The organism is Ursidibacter arcticus, assembly GCF_009761375.1.
In the GTDB taxonomy this organism is placed as follows: domain Bacteria; phylum Pseudomonadota; class Gammaproteobacteria; order Enterobacterales; family Pasteurellaceae; genus Ursidibacter; species Ursidibacter arcticus.
This window is the reverse complement of sequence record NZ_LEKM01000031.1, coordinates 1-6,534: the sequence shown is the minus strand read 5'-3', so window position 1 is coordinate 6,534 and position 6,534 is coordinate 1. Positions and strand designations below refer to the sequence as shown.

The window sequence follows — 6,534 nt, the reverse complement described above, 5'->3', positions numbered from 1 at the left end:
GAATTTGCCCTTGTTGCGGTCATACAGCGAAAGAAAATCGCCAAACGCAAGCCGATTTTGAGTGCGTAGAATGTGGCTACACAGAAAACGCAGATGTGGTTGGAGCATTAAATGTGTTGGAGCGAGGGCGAGTAATCGTCCAAGCGTAAAATATCAAGGCAGATAATAATATCAGGGCAGGACGTGTCCGTAGCGCTTGTGAAGTGAACCGCACTAGCGGTCAGCAGCAAGAACCCACCGAGAGTAGCCTATTGCTTGCAATGGGAGCTAGTAGGAATCCCCATCCTTTAGGATGGGGAGGATGTCAACGAGTAAATGAAGGTTATCGTCTTCACCATTAGATCAATCTTACCGCTTGTTTATTTCAACGACTCTGTAATAAATTCATCTTTAATAACAAAAGCGAATTGGCTGCCTTTGCCGACTTCACTTTGAATTTCAAGGTAACTGTGATGTTGCTCTAAGGCGTGTTTAACGATAGCCAATCCTAAACCGCTACCGCCTGTTTTATGGCTACGAGATTCATCGACACGATAAAAACGTTCAGTTAAATGAGCGAGATGTTGAGTTTCAATTCCTACGCCATTATCTTCCACACAAAACCTAATGCCCTGTGCGGTTTTTTCTAAGCTAATTTTAATCGTTGCATCATTCCCTGCGTGATGGACAGCGTTGTAAATTAAGTTTGAAACTGCACTTTGTAACTGCCCTTCATCACCTATCACAAAAATATCTGGCTCAATATTAAACTCAATTTGCTGCTGGCTGTCGTGCAGAATATCGGTATTTTTACGAATGGTTAAAATCAGTTGAGAGAGATCGATTGCTTGATGTTCCGTATTATTAGAGCCTTCAATTTTCGCCAAAATACTCAGCTGTTGTAGCAAATTATTCATTCGCTGGCTCTGCTCTTTCATCGCTTCGATGGCTTTTTTCTGTAACGTTGGGTTATCCAATTCGCCTTCTAATATTTCTAAATAACCTTGAAGAACGGTTAAAGGTGTGCGTAATTCGTGGTTCATATTCGCCAAAAAGGTTTGGCGAGTATGAAGTAGGCGGATAAACGATGTAACATCTCTCGCAATAATTAAGTAAGACTCGCTATCGTAGCTGTTTAAATTAAGTTCAATATAACGTTGATTGTGAGTTAGTAATACAAGCGGTCGGTTGCGGTTCGGCTGACGAAAATAATGCTTAAATTCAGGGTAGAAAATCACGTTAAAAATGCTTTTAGTGGATTTTTTATCCCAAAAGAAAGCAAACATATCTTGAGCAACATTGTTACACCAAGAAATATCACCATTATGCTCACAAATAATAATCGCATCTGGCAAATATTGAATATTACGGTTTAATTTAGACAGTAAGCGTAATGTTTTAATTTTTTCTCGGCGTGAGCGTGCTTGATAGTAAGCTGCAGTTTGGGAAATATGCTCGATACCGCTTACTTTTTTAACTTTCTCAAGCGGTCGGTTTGGGTTAATAATTTGCAATAAGCTAAATTCATTATAGTGATGCCAAACAAGTAATAAAATTAAAATACTAGAAAACCAAAAAGTAAATTCTTTAGCAAAGAGTGAGAGCAGGAAAGCGATCCCCACAGATAATAACAATTCAAGGACAAAATGCTTGAGTGAAATGTTGAGTTTCATTAGTTATCCTGAAAATGCGTTGAAAAGCGATAACCAGAACCACGAACGGTTTGGATATAACGATCAAAACCATAGGGTTCAAGGTTTTTGCGTAATCGGCGGATATAGGAATCGACCGTTCGGTCTTCCACATAAATATCATTACCCCAAATAAAATCAAGCAGTTGCTCTCGGTTATACACTTTTTCAGGGTGAGTCATAAAGAAATGCAGTAACTTATATTCAGTTCCACTGAGATCGATAGATTTTCCTTCAAAGCTAACACGTTGAGCTTGCTGATCGATAACTAAATTATCAATATTGAGTAATGCACTGGGCGGATCGTAACTACGTCGCCAAACCGCTTCAATACGTGCAAGTAAGATTTTCGGCGAAAAAGGTTTGGTGATGTAATCGTCCGCACCTGCACTGAGCCCTGTAATACAATCTTCTTCTGCACTGCGAGCCGTTAGCATAATGACAGGAATTTTTGCTGTTTCTTCGTTTTTCTTAAGATATTCCAAAAATTGAATGCCAGATCGCCCTGGTAACATCCAATCCAGCAGAATAAGTTTAGGCTTTTCTGCCATTTTATTGACCGCACTTTGATAGTCTTCCGCTTCAATCACATCATATTTTTGTTTGAGTAAATAGAGTGCGATCATCTCTCGGATTGCTCGTTCATCTTCCACGATAAGAATGTTATTTGACATTATATGAATTCCTATTAAGTGTAAATGATTGAATAATATGGATATGTGTGTAAGAAAGGTATTAGCCGAAGTGCTAGTAAACACCGTTTGAGCAACAATCTGCCTCCGTAAGTGAAGGCAGAAAATAATTGACTATACTTAACTTACATCTAGCCCATTCTACCTTTAATATAATCTTCTGTCCGTTGATTTTTCGGTTTATCGAAGATTTGCTTAGTTTCGCCAAACTCCACTAACTCGCCTAAATACATATAAGCGGTATAGTCTGAACAACGTGCTGCTTGTTGCATATTGTGGGTTACAATGGCAACGGTATAGTCGTGTTTTAATTCGGTAATGAGTTCTTCAATTTTCATTGTTGAGATTGGGTCAAGTGCCGAACAAGGTTCATCAAGCAATAATACGTCTGGTTTTACCGCAATTCCACGAGCGATACATAAACGTTGCTGTTGCCCACCTGAAAGACTATCGCCACTCTGGTGGAGTTTATGTTTTACTTCATTCCAAAGTGCTGCTTTAGTTAAAGCCCACTCAACACGATCATTAAGTTCTGATTTTGGTAGTTTCTCAAATAGACGAATACCAAAAGCAACATTATCATAAATCGACATTGGGAAAGGTGTCGGTTTTTGGAAAACCATTCCCACCTTTGCACGAATAATGGAAATATCAGTATGTGAAGTCAGTAAATTCTCGCCTTCTAAGTTAATTTCCCCCGTTGCACGTTGGTTTGGATAAAGCTCAAACATACGATTAAAAGTACGAAGTAAGGTCGATTTTCCACAGCCTGATGGTCCGATAAAAGCGGTAACTTTATTACGGGCAATTGGCATATTGATATTCTTTAAAGCGTGGAAATCACCATAGTAAAAATTTAAGTTATTTACTGTTATTTTTGCGTCAATTTGGTTAAGTAAAGTATTCATTCTTTTTATTCCTTATTTGTGTTTGTTAAAGTAAACACGCGTTAATACGTTCAATGAAAGGACAAATAGGGTAATCAGCGTTGCCCCTGCCCACGCTAAATTATTCCAGTCTTCAAATGGGCTTGCTGCATATTGGTAGATCACTACGGGTAAGTTTGCCATTGGTCCATTCATATCCCACGAAGTAAATTGGTTGGAAAGTGCAGTAAAGAGTAAAGGTGCAGTTTCGCCTGAAATACGAGCAACAGATAATAATACCCCTGTGATGATCCCTGAGCGAGCCGCTCGGTAACAGATCATTGTAATCACTCGCCATTGTGGGCAACCTAAAGCCGCAGCTGCTTCTCGTAAGTTATTCGGAACAAGGTTAAGCATACTATCGGTCGTTCTCACAACAACGGGAATAACCAACATTGCAAGGGCTAATGATCCTGCCCAACCTGAATAATGTTGCACCTGTGCAACATAAATCGCATAGATAAATAAGCCGATGATAATTGACGGTGCAGAAAGTAAAATATCGTTCAGAAAACGAGTTACTTTCGCTAAATAAGAGTATCTACCGTATTCACTTAGATAAGTGCCTGCCAAAATGCCGATAGGTGTTGCAATAAAGGTTGCAACTGAAACCATTAAAATCGACCCTAAAATAGCATTCATTAAGCCGCCTTTTTCATTCGGTGCAGGTGTTGCTTGGGTAAAGAGATCGAAAGATAACGCAGGGATCCCTTTCATCACTAAAGTATAGAGAATCCAAACCAACCAAAATAGCCCAAAGATTACCGCAAGGTAAGCTAATCCAAGCATTACTTGGTTTTTAATTTTACGACAGTAAAAACGTTGATTTTGAAAAGACTTCATTAGCGTTTTCCTTCTAGTTTTGTCATACGCATAATTAGTAAGCGTGAAGCCCCAAGTACTAAAGTGGTAATTAAGAATAGAATCAAACCAAGTTCCATTAAGGCTGATTTTTGTAAGCCGCCCGCTTCGTTAAATTCATTTGCAATGGCTGATGCAATAGATGTTGAAGGTGAGAAAATAGAGTCTGGCAACTGGAAGGCATTACCGATAACAAAAGTTACCGCCATTGTTTCACCTAATGCTCGCCCAAGTCCAAGCATAATACTGCCAATAACCCCTGTTTTTGTATAAGGTAGTACAACTTTCCAAATCACTTCCCACGTTGTTGAGCCAAGCCCATACGCAGATTCTTTTAATAATGGTGGCACAACACTAAAAACATCACGCATTACAGAGGCGATAAAAGGAATAATCATAATGGCAAGCACTAAGCCTGCGGTAAATAATCCGATGCCGAAAGGAGCTCCAGAAAATAAGATACCGATAACAGGTAGATCACCAAAGGTTTCAATTAAATGAGGCTGTACATATTCTTGGAATAATGGTACAAAAACAAATAAGCCCCACATACCATAAATTATTGATGGAATGGCAGCCAGCATTTCCACCGCAGTACCGATAGGGCGTTTTAACCACTCTGGTGAAAGTTCTGTTAAAAAGGTTGCGATACCAAAAGAAATTGGTACAGCGATCAATAAAGCAATCCCTGCCGAAATAAGTGTACCAATAATCGGCACTAGTGCACCGTAGTTATCTTGTACTGGATCCCAATCATTCGTCCATAGAAAAGCCAAATTAAAACGTGTGATGGAATCCCAACTGCCGATAATAAGGGAGAGTAAAATTGCAGAAAGTACTGCAAAAACAAATACCGCAAAAAAGCGTGTCGTATTTTTAAATAAGCCCTCAATCCAAGGGTGATTTAAGCATTTATTATCAATTTTATGCATAACATTTACTTCTTAAGAGCTTGCTGTAGAAATTGCTCTACAACAAGCGGTCTGTTTTACCGAATTTCTTGCAACTCGATTTTTAACTAATATAAGGCGTTGCCCTGTTTATCTTTTACTTCATTTTTCCAATGTGTTTTGATTTGCTCTACAACATTGTCTGGTAATGGTACATAATCTAACTCTGATGCAGATTCTTTCCCATTTTGGAAAGCCCATTCAAAGAATTTGAATACACTTTTTGTCTGCTCAGGCTTTTCACTATTTTTGTGAATCAAGATAAAGCTCGCAGCGGTGATAGGCCAAGATTGCTCGCCTGCTTCGTTAGTTAAGATCACGCCCATTCCTGCTTCACTATCCCATTTCGCATTAGCTGCTGCTGCAGCAAAAGTTTCACGAGATGGTTGAACGAAATGTCCGTCTGCATTTTGTAACGCAACCCACGATAACTGGTTCTGTTTTGCATAGGCATATTCCACATAACCGATAGAATATTTAAGCTGTTTGACATAAGCAGCAACACCCTCATTGCCTTTACCACCTTGTCCAACAGGCCATTTGACAGATTTGCCTTCACCGACTTTTTCTTTCCATTCAGGCGAAACTTTAGAAAGATAGTTCGTCCAGCCAAATGTTGTTCCTGACCCATCCGAACGGCGAACCACTAAAATGTTCTTTTCAGGTAATGTAATTCCTTGATTTAACTGAGAAATTGCTGGATCGTTCCATTTTTTGACTTTCCCTAAGAAAATATCCGCCAACACTGCACCAGAAAGTTTTAATTCACCTGATTTCACTTCGGGAATATTTACCACCGGCACTGTTCCACCAATAATCGCTGGGAACTGTAATAATTGGTTGTCATCTAATGCCTGTGCTTTCATTGGGTCATCAGAAGCACCAAAATCAATGGTTTTAGCAATAATTTGTTGCTGACCACCACCAGAACCAATTGATTGATAATTCACTCGATTAGCTGTTTCTTTTTCATATAAACCAGCCCATTTTGCATAAATCGGATACGGGAAAGATGCACCAGCCCCTGTAATTGTTTCTGCATTTGCCGATTGCATAATTGCGAAAGAAAGACCTAATACCGTTAAAGGTTTGAACGCTTTGGATAACATTGTTTTCTCCTTAATGAGTTAAGTGATTTCACAATGCAAAGTCTAAAAAAGAAATATGACAAAATGATGACAGAAGTGTAAAGAATAGAGTCGATAGATAAGAGAGAAGAAAATATTGATAACACAAAAAATAAACTAGATATCGCATATGCTATATCTAGTTTCAGATTATTGACAAAGTCTTTTTTCATTCGGACGCCAGCGTGGCGTCCCTACAAGAAAAGTTATAACCAATTGAAAAATAACAGATTTTATTTTGTTATGTAGGGACGCCACGCTGGCGTCCGTTAATTGGATACAACAAATTAGAGTTTGTCATCAGTCTG

Annotated in this window: 7 protein-coding genes; 1 reads left to right on the top strand and 6 read right to left on the bottom strand. The window is 38.9% G+C overall.

Annotation, left to right across the window (positions count from 1 at the left end):
- Positions 1-149: zinc ribbon domain-containing protein (locus A1D25_RS01190; RefSeq protein WP_157393899.1), on the top strand; the 149-nt coding region annotated here is incomplete at its 5' end.
- Positions 150-359: 210 nt separating this feature from the next.
- On the opposite strand, the gene phoR is transcribed toward A1D25_RS01190, so the two are convergent.
- From phoR to pstS, 6 genes are all read right to left on the bottom strand, one after another.
- Positions 360-1,652, bottom strand: a complete 1,293-nt coding sequence (phoR, locus tag A1D25_RS01185) for a phosphate regulon sensor histidine kinase PhoR (protein ID WP_157393898.1) — start codon at positions 1,650-1,652, stop codon at positions 360-362.
- Positions 1,652-2,344, bottom strand: coding sequence for a phosphate regulon transcriptional regulator PhoB (gene phoB, locus A1D25_RS01180; RefSeq protein ID WP_157393897.1), 693 nt, complete (start codon positions 2,342-2,344; stop codon positions 1,652-1,654). The genes phoR and phoB overlap by 1 nt, the downstream gene beginning before the upstream one ends.
- Positions 2,345-2,493: 149 nt before the next feature.
- On the bottom strand, positions 2,494-3,270 hold the full coding sequence (gene pstB / locus A1D25_RS01175) for a phosphate ABC transporter ATP-binding protein PstB (RefSeq protein WP_157393896.1): 777 nt from the start codon (positions 3,268-3,270) through the stop codon (positions 2,494-2,496).
- Between the two features lie 12 nt (positions 3,271-3,282).
- Positions 3,283-4,131: a phosphate ABC transporter permease PstA gene (gene pstA, locus A1D25_RS01170; protein WP_157393895.1), complete on the bottom strand. Its 849-nt coding sequence runs from the start codon at positions 4,129-4,131 to the stop codon at positions 3,283-3,285.
- Positions 4,131-5,081, bottom strand: coding sequence for a phosphate ABC transporter permease subunit PstC (gene pstC, locus A1D25_RS01165; RefSeq protein ID WP_157393894.1), 951 nt, complete (start codon positions 5,079-5,081; stop codon positions 4,131-4,133). The genes pstA and pstC overlap by 1 nt, the downstream gene beginning before the upstream one ends.
- 86 nt (positions 5,082-5,167) lie before the next feature.
- Positions 5,168-6,208 carry a phosphate ABC transporter substrate-binding protein PstS gene (gene pstS, locus A1D25_RS01160; protein WP_157393893.1) on the bottom strand — a complete coding sequence of 347 codons (1,041 nt, stop codon included), beginning with the start codon at positions 6,206-6,208 and terminating at the stop codon, positions 5,168-5,170.
- Positions 6,209-6,534 lie beyond the last annotated feature (326 nt).